This window comes from Amphritea sp. 1_MG-2023, from assembly GCF_030547545.1.
Classification (GTDB): domain Bacteria; phylum Pseudomonadota; class Gammaproteobacteria; order Pseudomonadales; family Balneatricaceae; genus Amphritea.
The window spans coordinates 23,097-42,572 of sequence record NZ_JAUOQE010000010.1 but is presented as its reverse complement, the minus strand read 5'-3'; the positions used below and the strand labels follow the sequence as shown (position 1 = coordinate 42,572).

Annotated in this window: 20 protein-coding genes, 1 other RNA gene and 2 pseudogenes; 5 read left to right on the top strand and 18 right to left on the bottom strand. The window is 47.0% G+C overall.

From position 1 onward, the window contains the following. Positions 1 to 151: 151 nt before the first annotated feature. The 7 genes from Q4488_RS07550 to grpE all read right to left on the bottom strand — a co-directional run bounded on the left by Q4488_RS07550 (position 152) and on the right by grpE (position 6,707). Positions 152 to 463 carry an NGG1p interacting factor NIF3 gene (locus Q4488_RS07550; RefSeq protein ID WP_303579865.1) on the bottom strand — a complete coding sequence of 104 codons (312 nt, stop codon included), beginning with the start codon at positions 461 to 463 and terminating at the stop codon, positions 152 to 154. Positions 464 to 573: 110 nt separating this feature from the next. Further along, positions 574 to 963, bottom strand: a complete 390-nt coding sequence (locus Q4488_RS07545) for a DUF3461 family protein (RefSeq protein ID WP_303579864.1) — start codon at positions 961 to 963, stop codon at positions 574 to 576. A 169-nt stretch (positions 964 to 1,132) separates the two neighbouring features. Next, positions 1,133 to 1,939 (bottom strand): 4-hydroxy-tetrahydrodipicolinate reductase, encoded by an 807-nt coding sequence (dapB, locus tag Q4488_RS07540; RefSeq protein ID WP_303579863.1) that lies wholly within the window; start codon positions 1,937 to 1,939, stop codon positions 1,133 to 1,135. A gap of 48 nt (positions 1,940 to 1,987) precedes the next feature. Beyond that, positions 1,988 to 2,791, bottom strand: a complete 804-nt coding sequence (cysE, locus tag Q4488_RS07535; RefSeq protein WP_303579862.1) for a serine O-acetyltransferase — start codon at positions 2,789 to 2,791, stop codon at positions 1,988 to 1,990. A gap of 50 nt (positions 2,792 to 2,841) precedes the next feature. Continuing rightward, positions 2,842 to 3,981 (bottom strand): molecular chaperone DnaJ, encoded by a 1,140-nt coding sequence (dnaJ, locus tag Q4488_RS07530; protein ID WP_303579861.1) that lies wholly within the window; start codon positions 3,979 to 3,981, stop codon positions 2,842 to 2,844. 111 nt (positions 3,982 to 4,092) lie between these two features. Further along, positions 4,093 to 6,015: a molecular chaperone DnaK gene (dnaK, locus tag Q4488_RS07525; protein ID WP_303579860.1), complete on the bottom strand. Its 1,923-nt coding sequence runs from the start codon at positions 6,013 to 6,015 to the stop codon at positions 4,093 to 4,095. Between the two features lie 98 nt (positions 6,016 to 6,113). Next, positions 6,114 to 6,707, bottom strand: a complete 594-nt coding sequence (grpE, locus tag Q4488_RS07520; protein ID WP_303579859.1) for a nucleotide exchange factor GrpE — start codon at positions 6,705 to 6,707, stop codon at positions 6,114 to 6,116. A gap of 175 nt (positions 6,708 to 6,882) precedes the next feature. Here grpE and recN point away from each other — a divergent pair, with 175 nt between their 5' ends. Then, positions 6,883 to 8,565 carry a DNA repair protein RecN gene (gene recN, locus Q4488_RS07515; RefSeq protein ID WP_303579858.1) on the top strand — a complete coding sequence of 561 codons (1,683 nt, stop codon included), beginning with the start codon at positions 6,883 to 6,885 and terminating at the stop codon, positions 8,563 to 8,565. 67 nt (positions 8,566 to 8,632) lie between these two features. Here the strand turns inward: recN and fur are convergent, their stop codons facing one another. Further along, entirely contained in the window at positions 8,633 to 9,058 is a 426-nt protein-coding gene (fur, locus tag Q4488_RS07510; RefSeq protein ID WP_303579857.1) for a ferric iron uptake transcriptional regulator, read from the bottom strand. Positions 9,059 to 9,148: 90 nt separating this feature from the next. Between fur and Q4488_RS07505 the strand changes: the two genes are divergently transcribed. Further along, positions 9,149 to 9,484 (top strand): outer membrane protein assembly factor BamE, encoded by a 336-nt coding sequence (locus Q4488_RS07505; RefSeq protein WP_303579856.1) that lies wholly within the window; start codon positions 9,149 to 9,151, stop codon positions 9,482 to 9,484. Between the two features lie 58 nt (positions 9,485 to 9,542). Here Q4488_RS07505 and Q4488_RS07500 read toward each other — a convergent pair whose 3' ends face one another. From Q4488_RS07500 to Q4488_RS07490, 3 genes are read right to left on the bottom strand one after another with little or no spacing between them, the layout of a single operon-like run. Further along, positions 9,543 to 9,845: an RnfH family protein gene (locus Q4488_RS07500; RefSeq protein ID WP_303579927.1), complete on the bottom strand. Its 303-nt coding sequence runs from the start codon at positions 9,843 to 9,845 to the stop codon at positions 9,543 to 9,545. A gap of 31 nt (positions 9,846 to 9,876) precedes the next feature. After that, the gene (locus Q4488_RS07495; RefSeq protein WP_303579855.1) at positions 9,877 to 10,308 is read right to left on the bottom strand and encodes a type II toxin-antitoxin system RatA family toxin; all 432 of its coding nucleotides are present in this window, start codon (positions 10,306 to 10,308) and stop codon (positions 9,877 to 9,879) included. A gap of 4 nt (positions 10,309 to 10,312) precedes the next feature. Further along, the gene (locus tag Q4488_RS07490; protein ID WP_303579854.1) at positions 10,313 to 11,677 is read right to left on the bottom strand and encodes a sodium-dependent transporter; all 1,365 of its coding nucleotides are present in this window, start codon (positions 11,675 to 11,677) and stop codon (positions 10,313 to 10,315) included. Between the two features lie 195 nt (positions 11,678 to 11,872). Between Q4488_RS07490 and smpB the strand changes: the two genes are divergently transcribed. From smpB to Q4488_RS07475, 3 genes are all read left to right on the top strand, one after another. Next, the gene (smpB, locus tag Q4488_RS07485; protein ID WP_303579853.1) at positions 11,873 to 12,346 is read left to right on the top strand and encodes an SsrA-binding protein SmpB; all 474 of its coding nucleotides are present in this window, start codon (positions 11,873 to 11,875) and stop codon (positions 12,344 to 12,346) included. Positions 12,347 to 12,469: 123 nt separating this feature from the next. After that, positions 12,470 to 12,828, top strand: a transfer-messenger RNA (tmRNA) gene (ssrA, locus tag Q4488_RS07480). A 208-nt stretch (positions 12,829 to 13,036) separates the two neighbouring features. Further along, a complete protein-coding gene (locus Q4488_RS07475) occupies positions 13,037 to 13,225 on the top strand; it encodes an Arm DNA-binding domain-containing protein (protein WP_303579852.1) in 189 nt (62 codons plus the stop codon). Here the strand turns inward: Q4488_RS07475 and Q4488_RS07470 are convergent. The 7 genes and pseudogenes from Q4488_RS07470 to Q4488_RS07440 all read right to left on the bottom strand — a co-directional run. Next, a pseudogene (locus Q4488_RS07470) lies at positions 13,203 to 13,342 on the bottom strand (transposase); the annotation flags it as partial. The gene Q4488_RS07475 and the pseudogene Q4488_RS07470 sit on opposite strands and share 23 nt — an antisense overlap. Positions 13,343 to 13,523: 181 nt before the next feature. Then, positions 13,524 to 14,218: pseudogene (locus tag Q4488_RS07465) on the bottom strand (IS6 family transposase). Positions 14,219 to 14,242: 24 nt separating this feature from the next. Further along, positions 14,243 to 15,226: a TauD/TfdA family dioxygenase gene (locus Q4488_RS07460; protein WP_303579851.1), complete on the bottom strand. Its 984-nt coding sequence runs from the start codon at positions 15,224 to 15,226 to the stop codon at positions 14,243 to 14,245. A gap of 37 nt (positions 15,227 to 15,263) precedes the next feature. Beyond that, positions 15,264 to 15,995, bottom strand: a complete 732-nt coding sequence (locus tag Q4488_RS07455; RefSeq protein ID WP_303579850.1) for a class II aldolase and adducin N-terminal domain-containing protein — start codon at positions 15,993 to 15,995, stop codon at positions 15,264 to 15,266. Between the two features lie 51 nt (positions 15,996 to 16,046). After that, a complete protein-coding gene (locus Q4488_RS07450) occupies positions 16,047 to 16,895 on the bottom strand; it encodes a transporter substrate-binding domain-containing protein (protein WP_303579849.1) in 849 nt (282 codons plus the stop codon). A 24-nt stretch (positions 16,896 to 16,919) separates the two neighbouring features. Continuing rightward, positions 16,920 to 17,792: a phytanoyl-CoA dioxygenase family protein gene (locus Q4488_RS07445; RefSeq protein WP_303579848.1), complete on the bottom strand. Its 873-nt coding sequence runs from the start codon at positions 17,790 to 17,792 to the stop codon at positions 16,920 to 16,922. Between the two features lie 22 nt (positions 17,793 to 17,814). Continuing rightward, positions 17,815 to 19,335, bottom strand: a complete 1,521-nt coding sequence (locus tag Q4488_RS07440; protein WP_303579847.1) for an amino acid ABC transporter permease/ATP-binding protein — start codon at positions 19,333 to 19,335, stop codon at positions 17,815 to 17,817. Positions 19,336 to 19,476 lie beyond the last annotated feature (141 nt).

Sequence of the window (19,476 nt, the reverse complement as noted above, 5' to 3'; positions counted from 1 at the left end):
ACAGCTTAATTATTGACCTGGGCAAATTTAACACACAATTAATAAAACCATCTATAACAATAGCTTATATAACTACCGCAACGGTTACCCATACTTAATCAACAACCTTACCCACAGGATATGTTTATAACTATTTCAGTTATAAACATGATCATAAATCAGCCAGCTGCCATACATCATAGGCCACTTCTTCATACGGGTGTGCCTGCTTTAAGGCGCTGATCGCGGCGCGAATCAAGTGATCTTCACACACCAACTCAACCCGCCACTCGGGCACCTGTGCCAAAGTATTCTCACGGCCGATGTAAGGATGACTGCCGGGCAAAGGCCGAAACTGACCCAACCCTTTCACTTGCCAGCAACAACTCTCATACTCACCGATGCGTCCCGCGCCGGACAAAAATACCGCCTGCTTAACAACCTCTAAAGCCTCATCGGGCACAAAAAACGCCAGCTTATACATGCCTCTTTCCCTGTGAATAGTTATTGTTGATATCGAGCGCACGCCAACAAGTGCAAAAAAAAACGGCCGGTGATCGCTCACTAGCCGTTTATCTTAAACCATCGTCAAGCCTACAACTCATCCACTAGACGGCGCAGATCTTCCACTTTACGCGAAACCACTTTTTCAAGATGCTCAATCTCGTCTAGCAACTGCTGCTTCTTATCTTTAACACTTCGTTCGGCCGAGACCAGCACTTCCAATTCATCGATCGCCCGCAGAAAGTAGGGGGACGGCTCTGTACTGGCACGATAAGGCACCAAACCACCCTCAACAGAAACGTTAGTATGCTTACGCTTGAATTTGAATTTTTTACTTTTCGTCATCCATTCGCCATGATGCCGATGCAGATAAATTTTTAGTACATCAACATCGTTTTCAGTACGCGTGGAGAATTTTTCAATTTCACGGGGCTCATCAAACCCCATCTCTTTTAAAGTCCGAAACTTATCGGCAGACATTGCTTTACTCCATCATCCATTAGCAGAAACTTCCTTGAATATAGATGAAAAAATCTAAAATGGGAGGTTTTATTAATCCCACCGTGGGAGATTTATAACAAGCCGCAACTAGAGAATAAAAAACCGCCTATTGGCGGTTTGGTTTTTAAAAAGTAATTCAACGGCTTGCTTAGCTTTTCAAGTTGAGAACATCCTGCATATCATACAAACCATTCTCTTTAGCAGCTAACCAGCTAGCGGCACGCACAGCCCCTTTAGCGAAGGTCATTCGCGAGCTGGCCTTATGTGTAATCTCGACTCGCTCACCTTCGGTGGCGAACAGCACGGTATGATCACCCACAACATCCCCCGCCCGAATCGTCACAAAGCCGATCTCTTCTTTGGTACGCGCACCGACCTGCCCTTCTCGACCGTACACCGCACACTGACGCAGATCACGCCCTAATGTATCGGCGACCACTTCACCCATACTCAGCGCCGTACCAGATGGTGAATCCACTTTATGATGATGGTGCGCTTCAATAATCTCAACATCATAGTCATCGCCCAGCGCCTTAGCGGCATCGGCCAACAGCTTAAAGCAGAGATTCACCCCCACACTCATGTTGGACGCAAACACCAGTGGCATTGATTCAGCAAAGCTTTGCAGCTCATTACGTTCAGTTTCATTCAGACCGGTCGTGCCAATCACCATCGCTTTAGCATGTAGCGCACAGAGCGCTAAATTGGCGAGTGTTGCTTTCGGTGTCGTAAAGTCGATCAGCACATCAAAGTCATCGATGACTTGCTCTAGCGAGCCGACAATCTGTACGCCTAGCTTACCAACACCCGCCACTTCACCGGCATCAGCACCGATAAGGCTACTCGTCGGCTCGACAATAGCGGCACCTAGGGTTAACCCATCGGTTGCCTGAATCGCTTCTATATTTGTTTTTCCCATGCGCCCAGCGGCGCCGGTTACGGCAATTCTAATCATTCTAACTTCCTGATCTGATTTCGAGGTTGCGTACCTCGCGGGTAAGTCTTAACTTTTCGCCTGACTGACACTCTGATCCATATCAAAGGCCGGCTTTTCACAGTCGGGGCGACCAACAATCTTAGCGGGAACACCCACCACGGTGGTATGTGGCGGCACATCTTCAAGTACCACTGAGCCACCCCCGACTTTTGCGCCAACACCCACTTCGATATTACCGAAGATCTTCGCGCCGGCAGCAATCATCACCCCTTCACGAATTTTAGGGTGTCGATCGCCACTCTCTTTGCCAGTACCGCCCAATGTGACTGACTGAAGAATGGAGACATCGTTTTCAATGACACAGGTTTCACCCACCACAATACCGGTGGCGTGATCAAACATCACACCGCTGCCGATCTGAGCCGCTGGATGAATATCAACTTGAAAGACTTGACTGACACGACTCTGAATATAAAGCGCCATCGAACGACGCCCCTGCTTCCACATCCAGTGCGCGATACGATAGGCTTGCAGTGCATGAAAGCCCTTCAGGTAAAGCAATACCGTGGTAAAGCTAAACACCGCCGGATCGCGGATACGAACCGCGGTAATATCCTGACAGATACACTTGAGGATCTCAGGATCACCACTCAACGCTTCTTCAATCAACTCGCGCAAAGTAATAGGCGCCATCACCTCATCAGACAACTTATTGGCCAACAGGTAACTCACCGCCTCACAGAGACTATGATGCCGAATAATCGTGCTATGGAAAAAGCTCGCCAAGAAGGGCTCAATAGCTATCTCGTCGCGTGCTTCCTGCTGAATCAATCGCCACAACTCTTTCGGTTGAGTGGGGAAATCACTCATGTAGGACTCCTAGAAAGGCAAAAGGGCTGCAATGCAGCCCTTTAGGGATATCAGGTCATATCCTCAAAAAATTTCTTAACGCTATCAAAAAAACCATGTTTCTTAGGTCCATGATGTTTTTGGCGTTCATCCATCGCTGTCTCAAACTGTTTCAGCAACTCTTTCTGCTTACCGCTCAAGTTTACCGGTGTTTCAACGATAACCCGCACCAGCAGATCACCTACACTGCCACCACGTACCGGCTTGATACCCTTACCCCGTAAACGGAATAATTTACCGGTCTGAGTTTCGGCGGGTATTTTCAGCTTAACACGCGATTCCAGTGTCGGCACTTCAAGCTCACCACCTAGAGCCGCATCGATAAAGCTGATGGGTACTTCACAGTAGAGATGCTTACCATCACGCTCAAAGATAGCATGATCACGTACATTGACCTGAACAAATAGATCGCCTGATGGTCCACCATGGCCTCCCGCTTCCCCCTCACCTGAGAGACGAATACGATCACCGGTATCCACACCCGCTGGAATCTTAACCGACAGCTTTTTAGTTTGCTGCTTGCGGCCTTGTCCATGACAACTCGTACAAGGGTCCGAAACGACTTGGCCTTCGCCATGACAGGTTGGGCAGGTTTGCTGGACTGAAAAGAAACCCTGCTGCATACGTACCTGACCGATACCGCCACAGGTACCACACGTTTTTGCACTGGTACCCGGCTTCGCACCACTGCCATCACACACTTCACACGCAACTAGGGTTGGCACGGTAATGGTTTTTTCACAACCACGTACCGCCTCTTCTAGGCTGAGATCCATGGTATAACGGAGATCGGCGCCGCGTTGCACATGGCTACGACGACCACCACCGTGCCCCTGCTGGCCAAAGATATCGCCAAACACATCACCAAAGATATCGCCAAAGCCACCCTGACCGCCGCCAAAGCCTTGACCGCCCATGCCGTTCTGATCGATACCCGCATGGCCGTATTGATCATAAGCCGCTTTCTTTTGCTGATCAGACAAGACCTCATAGGCCTCGTTGACCTCTTTAAAGGCATCTTCGGCCGCTTTATCATCAGGATTACGGTCCGGATGATATTTCATCGCCATACGACGAAAGGCCTTTTTAATATCCCGGTCAGAAGCGTCACGCTCGACGCCTAACACATCATAAAAATCTTTCTTCGACATAATCGATATCACAATCCGGTTAACTAATTCTTTAAATCAGCTCAGTATAAAAACAGGACAACGCGGGACCGGCCCGCGCTGTCAATTTAAGCTTGATTCACTCAATCCGACTTATTTTTTATCGTCGTCTTTCACTTCTTCAAACTCGGCGTCAACAGCATCATCTGCTGGCTCAGCCTGAGCCTGTTCAGCGTCTGGAGCTTCACCTTGTTGCGCCGCTTCGGCGTACATCTTCTGCGCCAGTGCAGAGACCGCTTCAGTCAACGCAGCCGTTTTGCTTTCGATAGCGTCTTTGTCGTCGTCTTTGAGTACGCCTTCCAGCGCTTCGATGGCACCGTTGATCGCAGTTTTTTCCTCTTCAGTCGCCTTATCACCGGCATCTTCCAAGGTTTTCTTCGCCGAGTGAATCATCGCATCACCCTGGTTACGGGCTTGACTCATCTCTTCAAACTTCTTATCGGCTTCAGCGTTGGCTTCAGCATCACGAATCATGTTTTCAACTTCGTCATCGCTCAAACCTGAAGAAGCTTTAATGATAATAGACTGCTCTTTACCGGTCGCTTTATCTTTAGCAGATACGTTCAGGATACCGTTGGCATCGATATCGAAGGTTACTTCGATCTGCGGCATACCACGTGGTGCAGGCGGAATATCAGCCAGATCAAAACGACCCAGTGATTTGTTACCGGCAGCTTGTTTACGCTCACCCTGTACAACGTGAATGGTCACTGCTGTTTGGTTATCATCGGCAGTCGAGAACACCTGAGACTTCTTAGTAGGAATCGTGGTGTTCTTATCAATTACCGGCGTAGCAACGCCACCCATGGTTTCGATACCCAAGCTCAACGGTGTAACGTCCAGCAACAGCACGTCTTTAACATCGCCGGCCAATACCGCAGCCTGAATCGATGCACCAATGGCAACCGCTTCATCTGGGTTAACATCTTTACGCGCTTCTTTACCGAAGAATTCAGTAACTTTCTTCTGTACCAGTGGCATACGTGTTTGACCACCCACCAGAATCACTTCATCGATCTCGCTAGCAGACAGGTCCGCATCTTTCAGCGCCATCCGGCAAGGTTCTAAAGAACGATCTACCAGTTCTTCAACCAGTGATTCCATTTTCGCACGGCTAATCTTAACATTCAGGTGCTTAGGACCGGTCGCATCAGCGGTAATGTAAGGCAGGTTAACATCAGTGCTTTGAGCCGATGACAGTTCAACCTTGGCTTTTTCAGCGCCTTCTTTCAAACGCTGCAGCGCCAGTGGGTCGCTGTGCAGATCAATACCAGACTCTTTCTTAAACTCAGCCGCCAGATATTCAATCAAACGGGAGTCGAAATCTTCACCACCCAAGAAAGTGTCGCCGTTGGTCGCCAGCACTTCAAACTGATGCTCGCCATCGACTTCAGCAATTTCAATGATAGAGATATCGAAAGTACCGCCACCCAAATCGTATACAGCGATGGTTTTATCGCCTTTAGATTTATCCATACCGTAAGCCAGCGCCGCTGCAGTTGGCTCGTTGATGATACGCTTAACATTCAGACCCGCGATCTTACCGGCATCTTTTGTTGCCTGACGCTGAGAATCATTGAAGTAAGCTGGAACGGTAATCACCGCTTCGGTGACTTCTTCACCCAGATAATCTTCTGCAGTTTTCTTCATTTTCTTCAGAATTTCTGCAGACACCTGTGGTGCAGCCATTTTCTTATCGTTTACTTGAACCCAAGCATCGCCATTGTCGGCTTCGATAATTTTGTATGGCACCATTTTAATATCTTTCTGTACGACATCGTCTTTAAAGCGACGGCCGATCAAACGCTTGATCGCGTACAGTGTATTATTCGGGTTAGTCACCGCCTGACGTTTAGCCGGCTGACCTACCAGAATTTCACCATCTTCTGCATAAGCAATGATAGACGGGGTGGTACGATCACCCTCTGCGTTTTCAATTACCCGTGGTTTCTCACCGTCCAATACCGCAACACATGAGTTTGTAGTACCCAGGTCAATACCAATAATTCTTCCCATCTCAATCACTCCAGTCATTCTGTGCCCGCGCTGGCGGGCGAAATTCTTTATTACTTGCTAGCTATATTGGTGCAGATTTATCAGTTTCAAGGCCTGACTTATTCAGCGCCTTTAGAAACAATCACCATCGCAGGACGAATGAGACGTCCGTTCAGGCTATAACCCTTTTGCATCACCGCCATCACATGATTAGCCGGTACATCAGGGTTGGGCACCATCGACATCGCCTGATGCAATTCAGGGCTGAACGCTTCTCCCACAGGGTTATGCTGTTCCACCTTAAACTTGCCAAGACCGGTAACAAACATGTTGAGCGTCATCTCAACCCCTTCACGCAGGGCAACAACCGCTTCATCATCACTACTGGATGCTTCGATGGCGCGCTCCAAACTGTCCACCACTGGCAGCAGTTCATTGGCAAACTTATCGAGTGCAAACTTATGCGCTTTCTCAACATCCATCTCGGCCCGTCGACGCACATTTTGCATTTCAGCCTGTGTCCGCAGCTCTTGTTCTTTCAATTCAGCAATCTGATCCTGAGCCTGCGCTAATTGAAGTTGCAAGGTATCCACGTCAGCCCCAGCCTCTGCAGTGACCGGCTCAACAGTTTCGTCAGCGGCCACGGCATCAACCGCTTCAGTTACTGTGTCCGGCTGCTGCTCTTCAACCTGAGTCTTATCTTCGCCTGCCATCACTTTCTCCAACCATCTGATATGTGAGTTTTCTGTTGAGCTTTTATATGGGGCTAAGCCATCAAGATTCAAGTGGTTATTTTTAGATTTTTTAGCAAAACTTCAGTTATTGATTGCGCTAAATTCATTATTAGCTTATATATTAAATACTGTATAAAAACACAGGTCTGAGGCCATGCTAACTCAACTCAATATTCGCAATTACGCTATCGTTGAACATCTAGATCTAGAACTGGAGGGCGGCATGTCCGTTGTCAGCGGCGAAACAGGCGCGGGTAAATCGATCATGCTCGATGCACTGGGGCTAACCCTCGGTGATCGTGCCGATATGGGTTCCGTGCGCAAGGGGGCTGAACGGGCCGAGGTTATCGCCAGCTTCGATATCACTGATATTCCCAGCGCGAAACAGTGGCTCAGAGAGCAAGACTTAGATGACAGCGAATGCATCCTGCGTCGTATTATTACCCGCGAAGGCCGTTCTCGCAGCTATATCAACGGCAGCCCCTGCCCGATCAATAAAGTACGAGAGCTAGGCGAACACCTGATTGAAATCCACGGGCAGCACGAACATCAACGATTACTCAAAAAAGATCATCATCGTCATCTACTAGATGCCTATTCCGGCAAGGGCGAACTGGCCAGCAAAACCCGCCAACTGTTTCGTCACTGGCACACCCTAAATCATCGTTTACATCAGCTATCGGCGCAGAATGAAGAACAAACCGCACGCTTACAGCTATTAAGCTATCAAGCGGAAGAACTTGCGCAGTTAGCCCTGGGCAATGCTGAATACGAGGCACTGGTAGAAGAACAAAACCGGCTCGCCAATGCCGAAGATATTCTGCAATCGGGCCAGCAAATACTGCTACTCACCAGCGATGGCGAAGAGGTGAGTTGTCTAAGCCTGCTGAGCCAATGTCAAAACCTGCTGAGCAAAATGAAAGGCACATCACCTTCTATCACTCAAACCATTGAGATGCTCAATAGTGCCCAGATTCAAGTAGAGGAAGCATCACAAGAGATCAGCCATTATATGGATCGGGTTGAACTGAATCCCACACGTCAGGCCGAAGTCGAAGAACGCCTTAGCACCATTTTTGATCTGGCACGCAAACATCGCATTCCCCCAGAGCAACTGCCTCAATTACAGCTTACTATTGAGCAAGAGCTGGATAGTCTAAACATGTCAGATCAAGCCTTGGAAGCACTGCATCAAGAAACAGAACAGGCTCGTCAGGCATTCATCAATAGCGCCAAACAACTCAGTAAAACTCGCCATAAGGCGGCACTCAGCCTGAAAAACGAGGTGAATAAACAGCTGCATAGCCTCGGCATGAGCGCCGCTGAATTGAGTCTCTCGCTGACACCTTACGGTAACGATCAACTGAATGCTCATGGCCTTGAGGAAGTCGAATTCCTCATCATCACTAACGCCGGCCAACCTCCACGACCATTAAACAAAATCGCGTCGGGGGGTGAGTTATCTCGCATTTCATTGGCGATACAGGTCATTACCGCGCAATCGTCGAGCACCCCCACATTGATCTTTGATGAAGTCGATGTCGGTATCGGCGGCGCTATTGCCGAAGTGGTTGGTCGTTTGCTCAGACAGCTCGGTGAAAACAATCAGATTTTAGTGGTGACTCATCAACCTCAAGTGGCTTCTCAAGGACATCAGCATCTGTTTGTTAGCAAACAAAACATGAAAAACAAAACCCTGACGCAGATCGATCGACTCAGCATCGAACAACGGGTCGGCGAAGTCGCGCGGATGTTAGGGGGTATTGATGTCACCGAAACCTCACGCGATCATGCCCGCGAGATGCTTGGCCTAGAGATAGACAGATGTCACTCTTAACCTAGCGTGTAAAACCAAGAAAACCGGCAATCGCCGGTTTTTTTGTGAAAACATTAGAGAAGTCTAATTACTTCGGATCACAACCATCGGCACACTCACCGTAGAGATACAGTGTACGATCTGTAATTTTAAATCCCAGCTCACGAGCGACTTGATCCTGACGCTCTTTCAACCGTGGGTCGCTAAACTCCCGCACCTTACCGCACTTCACACAAACGATATGGTCATGCTGCTCGTCCTGAGTCAGCTCAAATACGGAATGGCCGCCCTCAAAGTGATGGCGGGATACTAGCCCTGCACCTTCAAATTGAGTTAACACGCGATATACGGTCGCGAGTCCAACATCTTCGTTCTGTTCCAACAGAATTTTATAAATATCTTCAGCGCTGAAATGATCACCTTCACCAGCTTTCTCAAGAATTTGATAAATTTTTACCCGCGGCAGGGTAACCTTCAATCCTGCGTTGCGTAATTCCTGATTTTCAAGTCCCATAATCTTTCTCTATGCTGTTTATCTAAACGAATGTTAGACTTGCGATCTCAATTATCTGATTTTATGCGCGAAAGTGGAAGTCATTTACTAATGCAAAAAATTCTTATTAGCGTTATCACTGCTATTTTACTATCCGGCTGTGCTGAATTTCCCGGTGTTTACAAAATTGATGTCCCACAGGGGAATGTCGTCACTCAGGAAATGGTCGATACTCTGCGGCCAGGCATGACTCAAAATCAAGTCCGTTACGTACTGGGTACCCCACTGATCACCGATAGCTTCAACGACAATCGCTGGGATTACATCTACCGTAATCAATCCGGCGAAACGGGTATCGTCACGCAACAGAACCTAACGGTGCTGTTCGATGATAGCGGCAAGCTATCTGGCCTTGCCGGTGACTTCCGTCCGGGCAATACTGAGTAACAGCCATTAAGCACCACCAAAACTGAATAATCCAAGTTTGGTGGTGCTCATTTCTCCATTAGTGCTGAGCTTCACGTTCTGCTTTTGCTTTAGCAGCCCTACGTGCGCGCACCTCTTTAGGATCGGCAATTAAGGGACGATAAATTTCTACCCGTTGAGCCGCTTTAAGCACATGCTTCTTTGGATCCGCTATCGCCTTACCAAAAATCCCCATCGGATCATGTTCAATATCAATCTGAGGGTAGATATTCACAATCCCAGATTGCACCACCGCATCATAAGCAGAACATCCCTCTTCAACTTGCAACGAGATAATTTTCTGCTGCTCCGGTAGTGCGTAAGCCACCTCAACATTTATCATATCTGTCATCTTAACTACTCTCTTTCCAGCCTTAGCCGTAAATTTTATCAGCACGGTCAACAAAGGCTTCGACCATTGTCACCGCCATCTGATTAAACACCTTACTCATTGCCAGATTTGTCAGTTTACCGGCAAAAGCAAAACTCAGGCTTAAACTGACCTTGCAAGCCTCGTCACTCAGTGGCTTAAATGTCCATTCACCGGACAGACTGGAAAAAGGCCCTTCAACCAATTCAAGACGAATAACCTTGGGGCGTTCCATCTCGTTACGCGTGGTAAAGCTATACTTAAGGCCCGCTTTAGCCACCCGCAAACTCGCCTGCATGGTCGTTTCCGTCGATTCAATCAGCGTACTACCAGAACACCACGGCAAAAAATCAGGGTAACGTTCTACATCATTGACCAGATCAAACATCTGCTCTGCCGTATGGAGCACCAACGCGCTCCGATCTACCTGAGTCATGTTATCAGCCTAATTTGTCGATCAGATTGAAAATAAAGATCGCCGCCACCGCCAGTGGCGCAACGTAGCGGATCATAACAGACCACGCTTTGTATACGCTCGGCACGGCAATAGCCAGTTCGTTTTGCGTGATACGTTGATTCAAAATCCAACCGGCAAATAGCGCGACAAACAATCCACCCAACGGCAAGAAAATATTCGCGGTAATAAAATCTAGGAAGTCGAAAATATTCAGCCCAAAAAGCGCGATATCGCTACCAAAATTAAATGAACTCAACGCGCCAATACCTAGCAACCACACTACGATCCCCAGCATAATGCATACAGGCGCACGTTTCAGGCCAAACCGTTCAACCATCCATGCGACACCCGGTTCCATCAGCGAAATGGCCGATGTCCAAGCGGCTAATCCCACCAGCACAAAAAACAGAAAGCCAAAGACCTGCCCACCAGGCATATGTCCAAAAGCGACCGGCAGGGTAATAAACATCAGTCCAGGTCCGGCGGCGGGGTCCAGCGAGTTAGCAAAGACGATCGGGAAAATCGCCATACCGGCCACCAAGGCCACCACTGTATCCAACGCCGCTATCGTCAACACGGTACTGCCGATTGAGGCACTCTTGGGCATATAAGAGCCATACGCCATAATCGACCCCATTCCCAGAGACAGCGTGAAAAACGAATGCCCTAAGGCCACCAATACCGCATTCCACGAGAGCTCAGATGGATCAAAATGGAATAAGAAATCCAACCCTTCGCCAAACGATCCTGACGACATTGAATAACCTAGCAGCAACAGTAACAGCACAAATAACGCCGGCATCATGATTTTGGTGGCGCGTTCGAGGCCTTTATTAACCCCGCCCATCAACACCGCCATAACCAACACGACAAATACAGAATGCCAGATTAACAAGGTTTGCGGATCAGACAATAACTGATTAAAGACCTGACCGGCCTGCTCACTGCCGATCTCAAGAAAATCGCCGTTGGCCATCGCGGCAACATACGCCAATACCCAGCCAGCAACGACGGAATAAAACGAGAAAATCAAGAAACCCGCCAACGCGCCAATCCAACCAACTAACGCCCACTTCGGAGAATGATCGGCCTCCATGGCCACTTCACGCATCGAGTTAATCGGGCTCTGCCGCCCACGCCTTCCCACCAGTACCTCAGCCATCATAATCGGTACACCGACCGCTAAAATACAGACCAGATACACCAGCACAAAGGCACCACCGCCATTTTCACCGGCAATATAAGGAAACTTCCAAATATTCCCTAAGCCAACAGCCGAACCTGTCGCCGCCATAATAAAAACCCAACGACTGGCCCATGAACCATGAATATTTTGACGATCTTTCATGTCATTCTCTTAAAGTAGACGAATATTTCAAATCATAAAACAGCCGGGCATTGTCCATATTTTAGCCACTTAGTTCAATGATTCACGCCAGATACAAACTAAAAAAGCCCTTTTAACACCGCTGTTCAACGAACAACGCCTCTTGTCACTCAATTCTCTTTCCTTGAACTGTAACGCTCTATATAATCCCGCTCCATGGCAAAGAAGAAAGCAAAACCCAGTGGCAACACCATCTGTCAGAATAAGAAAGCCCGACACGAGTATGCAATTGATACTAAGTTCGAGGCTGGATTATCACTCACCGGATGGGAAGTAAAAAGCCTCCGCGAAGGACGCGGCCAGCTTGTAGACTCCTATATAGTCTTACATAACGGCGAAGCGTGGCTCGTTGGCGCCCATTTTACACCACTTAAAACAGCAGCGACCCATGTGATAGCTGAACCAACCCGGCAACGTAAGCTACTGCTTCACCGCCGCGAAATCGATCGTCTGATCGGTGCCGTACAGGCAAAAGGCTTTACCTGCATCGCGCTCGCACTCTATTGGAAGAATGATCGAGTCAAATGCGAAATCGCCTTAGCCAAGGGTAAGAAGCAACATGACAAGCGTCAAACTGAAAAAGAACGCGACTGGAACCGTCAAAAACAACGTGTTTTGGCGGCAAAATAATCACGTTTAAAAGATAAAGCTATATTCTTGCTATAAACCGGCTATAATGCCGGCCCGTCTGACATAACAAACCGCTATTCGTTAAAGCGAACTTTCAGTTTGTCATGTGGTCGGAACTACTATGGGGGTGACTTGGCTTCGACGCCGATTGCGAACCCTTTGGTGCATGTCGTGAGTGTAGTGAATCACGTAAATCAATTACTACACAGTTATAGTTGCAAACGACGATAACTACGCTCTAGCAGCTTAAGTCTGCTTGCGCTGCTCCTTCAGGTGTCTATAACTAGAGGATTTTGCAGTGTCATTCGAGATAGAATCGCCCGGAAGCTTTGTCTCAAGACGAAGGGTTAAAACTAAAGAGGCTCGCCCTAAACGCCCTGACCTTCGGGCCGTGCTGGGTTAACTGAATAGAAGTGTCTAAACATGTAGATCTAGAGGCAGAGGATTGGCGGACGCGGGTTCGAAACCCGCCACCTCCACCAAATTGATAAACGAAGACGTCCTAGGACGTCTTTTTTTATGCCTGAAACCATGAATTTCCTCACTTTCGCACCTATTCTCATTTCTACGGGTTCCGATCAACCTTCATAAAATACCCCCGTATCAAGGGGTACTTCTGGGGGTAATTAGGGGTACTTCAAACAGGTACCCCCAAACGGCATACCCCCAACCAAAAGGAATGGGTTAGTTATGGCGATCACTCACAAGCAGGTTCAAGCAGCAAAACCAAAAGATAAAAGCTATAAGCTCACTGACGAGAAAGGCTTATATTTACTGGTTAAGCCTAACGGGGGTAGATACTGGCGTTTGAAGTACCGCTTCAATGGTAAAGAGAAACTACTATCCATTGGTGTCTATAACCTGAATCCGCCGAGATAAAGGTCTCCTCGCCATGAAGAAGATTTTCTGTTTCTGTGATGTCGTGTACGTTGGCGGCTGCCGTGCTTAAACTGTGAGTTAACCCTGTTCTGCATCGACACCAATATGGTTTTTTATAAAACATAGCTGCCAAGCCCCACTGCAACGCTTAAAATAGCTCAATAACCATTAATACCTAGCTGAGACTGAGCTACTTTCATAGCTCTTTTTCATATTGATAATCCCCACCAAATACGAAACCTCAACTGGGTACTGACAAGTTAACGTCATCACCCAAACCAGAATCAAGCGAGAAGCCTTAAGCAGTGGCTTCTCTCCATTCATTAAACACACCTTCCCTGAAATTCCGATAGCTCGATATTGAAACCATCCCTCTACCAAGATTGAAAAGGTTATGAACCACAGCATGAGCACTTAAAAATCTCTGCGCCTGATCTATTGATTTAAACAGCCGCATACCACGTTCTCTTGCCCGAGTAGCCTGATGAGAAAACTCTGCCTTCATGTTTGTATACTGAAATGTATCGTGGATAACGTCAGCATCTGCTCTCGGTGAGCTACGCGATAACTACCCAGCTTATCGGTAACAAACTTCCGTGGTCTACCTTGATTAGATGCAATCAGACGTTGCAGGAATCGCTTCGCAGCCATGCTATTACGACGCTCCTGTAAAAAGACATCAATCACATATCCATCCTGGTCTACTGCGCGCCACAGATATTGTTGTTTGCCGTTGATCTTGACGAAAACTTCATCAATAAAGAGCGTATCACCAAAACCTCGACTCTTCCGCTTCAATTGCTGAGCATATTGAAGACAAAACTTATTACACCGCAACCTAATGGCTTCGTAGCTTACAATGATTGCTCATTCAGCCAACAGATCTTCTACATCTCGATAGCTGAGGTTAAAGCGATAATATAACCAAACCGCATGCTGGATGATTTCTGACGGAAGACGGTGACGTTTGTAGTAGCAAGTTAGTTTATTCAGAAGATGATTGTTACCCGTTGCGCGTTAACTTGTCAGTACCCTTGGAATGCCATTCCTACCAGGGAATTCTGGTGCTAGGCTACGAGCATTTGGCATTTTTAACCACAGACGTAGCAATCTTCGGGCTTTCTCTGGATCATCATCATCTTCAAAACGGGTACGAGAGTGCATAACCGTATAATTGTTAGCAAACTGTATATCTCCAGCTTCTAGCATCATATCCATAGAAATCGTCTTATCATGGATAATAGAGTCGATCAGATCCAGAGCTTCAATTTCAACGGTTGATAGCTTGATGTTGCGAATTGCATGACCATCTTCAATATATTTCCGCAAATATCGACAGGCAAGCTTGCCATTATGGAAACTAAATAATGGTGTCAAACTTGGAAGATCTTCGCCTAAATGATTGTAATATAATGGTCGGTACAGCAAACCGATATATTCTGGGTGTTTATTCAAAATTTCGTTATACACCGTAACTGCGCTAACGAGGCTACTCATGCCGCCGCTTTTAGCTTTTCGAATAGATAACAGTCCCACAACATCAGATAAATCTGTGTGGTAAGGCAGATAAGTATTCGTTTCATATACGCGGGAATCACGCTGGTTTGGATCAGCAATACTCGCGACAACCCCCAGCATATCCCCTTTCGGGTTCTGGCTGACGGGTATCCCCATATGCAGACCAATACCATAATAGATGGTCGATAGATCCTCTTCATCATAACCCGCTTTGTTTAACCCACGGATAAGAATAAAGCCTCGACCGTTTTCTAACTCTTCGCAAAAAAATGCAATATCTTCTTTTAGCTGCCCTTTAACCGGAAAGTGCTCCTTTGCCATATCGGGCGCTTTGACACCACTGGCGTGACATCTCGCCAAAGCATCTGCAATGTCACTCAGACTGGCATCTGATAGGTGGAAAATCCAAGTATCATCTTGAGCGAGTTCCGAACCTTTCCAAGCGGAAGGCGCGGTAATAGGCGTGTTTAATATAATACTCATCCGTATTCTCCATAATTTCGTTATATGTATCCTCGATTTAGTCGAGTACGGATGGGTCTTGCTTGATCATCAAAGCCTTCATCTCTTCAAAGTGCTGCCGCGAGAAGTCTGCAAATTTTTCCCAATCTCGAGCGGTTTTTTCAGCAACTTCATCGGAGAGGATATTCAAAGGGCGACCGGTTGACCAAGCGGTCACCAGAATTTGGCACGCGCGTTCTAATGTCCAGATATCATCAAAGGCCATACCGATATCGGTACCGGTAACCATGACGCCATGATTCCCCATCAACAGACGACTATTATTTTTTAATAAACCGACTAAACGCTCACCTTCAGCCACCGTGTCTGCCATGCCACCAAACATCGTATCGACAGAGACCCGATTGAAATAGCGAGCAGTATTCTGATCGATAGGCGGAATATGCGGATTTTCCATCGTGGAAACAGCCGTGCTATACACCGGATGCAAATGCATCGCTACACGCACATGTGGCAATTGTTGGTGCAGTTGTCCATGAATCGACCACGCCGTCGCATCGACTTGAGGGTTATCTTTATTAGACGCATCATCGGCATTGAGTAACAGTAAATCACTGGCACGAATACGCGAAAAATGCATCCACTTAGGGTTGATAAGAAACTGCTTACCATCAGCTGAAACAGCAGCACTAAAATGGTTTGCTACCGCCTCATGCATCCCCAAATGGGCAACGATACGAAAAGCGACCGCGAGATCTATACGCGTTTGTTCTTCGAGGGAAAGAGACATAATTTGCTCCGGTAAATGCGTGCATAGACGACCGCTATGCACGCAAAGTTGTTAGGATTTAGGCATTAAAGCTTCGATATCGGCCGCAGCTGGGGCTTGGAAGTTATACTTCTTCAACAAGGCATCATACTCAGGGGTTTTGCTAAACGTCTCCAACCCTTTGATTAGCGCATCTTTTACTTCATCATTCCCTTTTTTGATACCAAAGCCATTCAGCACAGGATAAATCAGCGTATTAGAAGAGATCACGACACGATTACCAACTTTATCAATCACACCCCGCGCTACCGCTGCGTCAGTAATCTGAGCCTCAACAGCATTAGACAACATTGCCTGAGTGGTTTGAGGATCGGTTGGATATTCTCTGATAGCAATCGGATCAAGCCCATTTGCCTCACAGTAATTCACTGACAGTTTTTGCAACTGTTTTAACCATGATGTGCTTGCCATAGAGCCAACAGTATGACCACAAAAGTCCTCAGGCACCTTAGGCTGATACTCGCTCCCCTTGACTGATAGAATAGATTCGCCACTTTTCAAATAGGGAATCATATCGATCACTTTCATACGCTCAGCAGTAATGTACATAGAGGAGTTAATGATATCAAAACGACCTCCACGCAAGCCTGGAATCAAGTTGGCCCAGCGCGTATCAACATTGACAGCCTCTCGCCCCATAACCTTCGCTAAACCGGCTAAAAACTCAACATCAAAGCCCGCTGGCTGATTGTTATCCATATACTCATATGGAAAGAAGGTCATATCAGAACCGGAAATAATCTTATCTGGCTCTTTAAATGCTAACGCACTCAATGAGCTCAGGGACAAAACTGCGCCAGCAACACCAATGGCAACAGAACGTGCAGTCAATCGTTTAGTACAAGCAGAAAACATCATCATTCTTCCTCTCATTACTCTATAGAATTAAGCATTAACCGAGTCTTTCCCGGCTTGTTGAACAAAAAAAGATGCTCCCTTCGGTTTTTGTGGCAAACGCAGTTGATTGGACGTACAACGAATTTCACCACTCTCCTTGCCCCACACCAAGCTACCGGTATGAATACTCGGTAGTGGATTGTCTCCTAATGGCAAAGCGTCTTCAGCGGCATAAACATTGATGAAGATAGTTCGAGGCTCCTCAGTATTATTCGGGCGAGACGCGTGCAATACACGCGTATGCATAAAGCACACAGATCCGAGGGAACCGTAACAAGACACCGGTTGCTGACAATACTGCTCTTCAACCTCAGCACTGATAGTGCCGGTAAACTGATCACCATCCCAATGGGAAAACAATGGCCCTTTGTGACTGCCGGGAATCACTTGTAGCGGTCCATTGGCCAGCGTCACTTCACTCACCATAAGCAAGCAAGTCACCAGATCATCGTTGCTATGTGGCGTAAACGGAAAGTCTTGATGCCATTTAACCTCGGTCGCCGTACGGGGTAACTTAGAGTTCACTTTGCTGTGATGTAAGCGCGTACCACTACCACCAATTAATTGCCCAGCGATCTTGGCGACGTTTGATTCCAGTGCGGTGCGTTTGTAAGCATCAGAGATTTCAGTCGGTGATGTCACTCGACGCAACGATGGGTGATCAGCGCTATGATCACCTTCAATATCAAAGCGAGCACGACCATCTACGGTCTCACCCCAAGGCTCCTCATGTTGCCGACTGTCCTCCACCCAGTGATTAAAATCGGCCTGTAACGCAGCCACCTCTTCCGCACTCAATACATTCTCAACCAACAGAAAACCCTGCTCGTGGTATTGGTCTATTTGCCATTGTTCAATCATGGATCACTCCTAAATTATTTATTCAAGCTAAAGACACATCTTTAAGGAAAGCTTCTACACGGGGATTATGGCCACCGCGCAATAACTGAGGCGCGTCATCACATACCACCCGCCCTTGTTCCATAAACACAACCCGATCGGACACTTTGAAGGCAAAATTCATCTCATGAGTGACAATCACCATGGTGATACCTTCACGGGCCAAGTCTTCAATCACCTGCAATACTTCGTTGACTTTTTCTGGGTCTAATGCCGATGTTGGTTCGTCAAATAACATAATTTGAGGACGCATCATCAATGCACGTGAAATAGCGACACGCTGCTGCTGACCACCGGATAATTGGTGTGGATACTTCCACGCATGTTCCAACATTCCAACCTTATTCAGTAGCTGGTATGCCTGCATTTCCAGATCTTTCTTACTACCCATATGGTGATAGCGTGGTGCCAATAGCAGGTTATCAAGCACAGTCAGATGCGGAAATAGATTGAAACTCTGAAACACCATGCCAATTTTGTTACGATGTTCTGAATGTTCAATAAAGCGAGGGGGACTGGAGCCATTGCGTTGCAGCTTCAGAAACGGCTGTCCGTTTAAGTCAACTTCACCATTATCAAGCTGCTCTAGACCGTTCAATAATCGAATCAAGGTTGTCTTACCCGAACCTGATGGCCCAATCACTGACACAACCTCTCCGGTCTGAATACTGAGATCGACCGAGCCTAATACCTCAACATTGTTATAAGCTTTGTGTAATTTAGAAGCCTTTAATGCAGGCCCATCAAATTCGCTAGTCGGTTTTAATTGCGGTGCTGGGGCGCTTCGGACAGCCTCAATAAATTCCTCCGAAGGCTGGCGGCTGACATTGCTTTTAGTCACATCAAGATAATCTTCTAAACGTTTAAGCAGGAAGTCGAATACAGTGACGATGAACACATAGAACACGGCAACAGCCGCCATCGTCTCTAACACGAGGAAGTTTTGAGAATATAGGCGCTGACCGACCATCAGAATCTCTGTCAACGAAATGACCGAGACTAGCGAAGTAAGTTTAACAATCGATATATATTCATTGGCCAGTGCGGGCAGCGCCACACGCAATGCTTGAGGAATCACCACCAACCATTGAGTACCCACAAAACGAATACCGAGTGCTCTAGCAGCTTCACCCTGACCTTTAGGAATCGATAACAATCCGCCTCGATGTATCTCTGCAACATAAGCACTTTCGCACAGAACCATCGCAATCAAACCGGCCCAAAATGGCTCTGACAGAAACGCACTCGTACTTGGCAACATCTGCGGCATGTTATATACAAAAATAAGAAGTACCAATAATGGCAAGCTTCGAAAGAACCAGATATAAATATTGGACGGGATACTGAGAACAGCAAATCGAGACTGTTTACCTAGTGCTAATATAAAGCCGATAATAATACTCAAGCCCCAGCTCGCTAGACTCAGCTTAATAACCGTCCAGCTTGCCCACCAGAAATCAGACAAACTAAACAAACTGAACATATAGTCCCAATCAAACATCATAGAATTATCACCTTCATTTATAATAATTAAGCGAGATTGTTCTGAAATAGAACATTGGGATCTCAAATCTGTACTTACTATGTGGTTATAGTGGGATTAGTAGCAATTACTATTTTCTTCTCTTCTAGTTTTAAAAAAACT

Coding starts and splice junctions, on each gene's coding strand:
- Q4488_RS07550 (WP_303579865.1), bottom strand. CDS start 463: ATGTATAAGCTGGCGTTTTTTGTGCCCGATGAGGCTTTAGAGGTTGTT.
- Q4488_RS07545 (WP_303579864.1), bottom strand. CDS start 963: ATGTCTGCCGATAAGTTTCGGACTTTAAAAGAGATGGGGTTTGATGAG.
- dapB (WP_303579863.1), bottom strand. CDS start 1,939: ATGATTAGAATTGCCGTAACCGGCGCCGCTGGGCGCATGGGAAAAACA.
- cysE (WP_303579862.1), bottom strand. CDS start 2,791: ATGAGTGATTTCCCCACTCAACCGAAAGAGTTGTGGCGATTGATTCAG.
- dnaJ (WP_303579861.1), bottom strand. CDS start 3,981: ATGTCGAAGAAAGATTTTTATGATGTGTTAGGCGTCGAGCGTGACGCT.
- dnaK (WP_303579860.1), bottom strand. CDS start 6,015: ATGGGAAGAATTATTGGTATTGACCTGGGTACTACAAACTCATGTGTT.
- grpE (WP_303579859.1), bottom strand. CDS start 6,707: ATGGCAGGCGAAGATAAGACTCAGGTTGAAGAGCAGCAGCCGGACACA.
- recN (WP_303579858.1), top strand. CDS start 6,883: ATGCTAACTCAACTCAATATTCGCAATTACGCTATCGTTGAACATCTA.
- fur (WP_303579857.1), bottom strand. CDS start 9,058: ATGGGACTTGAAAATCAGGAATTACGCAACGCAGGATTGAAGGTTACC.
- Q4488_RS07505 (WP_303579856.1), top strand. CDS start 9,149: ATGCAAAAAATTCTTATTAGCGTTATCACTGCTATTTTACTATCCGGC.
- Q4488_RS07500 (WP_303579927.1), bottom strand. CDS start 9,845: ATGATAAATGTTGAGGTGGCTTACGCACTACCGGAGCAGCAGAAAATT.
- Q4488_RS07495 (WP_303579855.1), bottom strand. CDS start 10,308: ATGACTCAGGTAGATCGGAGCGCGTTGGTGCTCCATACGGCAGAGCAG.
- Q4488_RS07490 (WP_303579854.1), bottom strand. CDS start 11,677: ATGAAAGATCGTCAAAATATTCATGGTTCATGGGCCAGTCGTTGGGTT.
- smpB (WP_303579853.1), top strand. CDS start 11,873: ATGGCAAAGAAGAAAGCAAAACCCAGTGGCAACACCATCTGTCAGAAT.
- Q4488_RS07475 (WP_303579852.1), top strand. CDS start 13,037: ATGGCGATCACTCACAAGCAGGTTCAAGCAGCAAAACCAAAAGATAAA.
- Q4488_RS07460 (WP_303579851.1), bottom strand. CDS start 15,226: ATGAGTATTATATTAAACACGCCTATTACCGCGCCTTCCGCTTGGAAA.
- Q4488_RS07455 (WP_303579850.1), bottom strand. CDS start 15,995: ATGTCTCTTTCCCTCGAAGAACAAACGCGTATAGATCTCGCGGTCGCT.
- Q4488_RS07450 (WP_303579849.1), bottom strand. CDS start 16,895: ATGATGATGTTTTCTGCTTGTACTAAACGATTGACTGCACGTTCTGTT.
- Q4488_RS07445 (WP_303579848.1), bottom strand. CDS start 17,792: ATGATTGAACAATGGCAAATAGACCAATACCACGAGCAGGGTTTTCTG.
- Q4488_RS07440 (WP_303579847.1), bottom strand. CDS start 19,335: ATGATGTTTGATTGGGACTATATGTTCAGTTTGTTTAGTTTGTCTGAT.